General features: G+C 67.3%; 1 protein-coding gene. It reads right to left on the bottom strand.

Annotated elements, in window-relative coordinates:
- Window positions 1-67 precede the first annotated feature (67 nt).
- Window positions 68-514: a helix-turn-helix domain-containing protein gene (locus FHD68_RS18815; protein WP_139086661.1), complete on the bottom strand. Its 447-nt coding sequence runs from the start codon at window positions 512-514 to the stop codon at window positions 68-70.
- Window positions 515-593: the final 79 nt, after the last annotated feature.

Raw genomic sequence — 593 nt, forward strand, 5'->3', positions numbered from 1 at the left:
GCCTTAAGGATACCTCTACCGCACAGCGTGCGTCTCCAGACATGCAAAGAATTGACCGCTGCAGGATCTACTCTTCTTTCCGCTCTCGACCCCCCGCCCGGCGCACGACATCATCCAGGCCCGACATCGCGGCATCGAGATCCGCCATGATCCGGTCCAGTTGGCCCTCGTCTCGTCCTCCCCTCGTTCGTTCCAACGCACCGATTGGCTTCGAGTGTTCGCTCGGCCCGCTCGACCTCTCGCTGCCGGCAAGCGCACCGCGACGAGCGGCCCCTGCCCCTCCCGCATGGCCCATCCGCGCGGCGAGGGAGGGCAGCGCCCAGAACCGGGAGGTGCTGCGGGCGGTGAGGTTGCTGAGGCAGCCGGCATCGACCAGTTCGCCGATCAGGGACAGGGCGGTCCGACGCGTCACCCCCAGTTGATCCATGACCATCGCCGAGCTGATCACCGGCTGCGTCCGCAGATGGGCGATCAGGTCGCCAAGGCGCGACCGCCCGTGTGCAGAAGACGCCATGGCCGAGAGACGCGCCAGCTCATGGCGCAGGGTCCCCAGATGACCGAGATCATGAGAGAGGCTCCGCGTGGCGGCCTCC

It is taken from the genome of Paracoccus marcusii, assembly GCF_006151785.1.
GTDB classification, from domain to species: domain Bacteria; phylum Pseudomonadota; class Alphaproteobacteria; order Rhodobacterales; family Rhodobacteraceae; genus Paracoccus; species Paracoccus marcusii.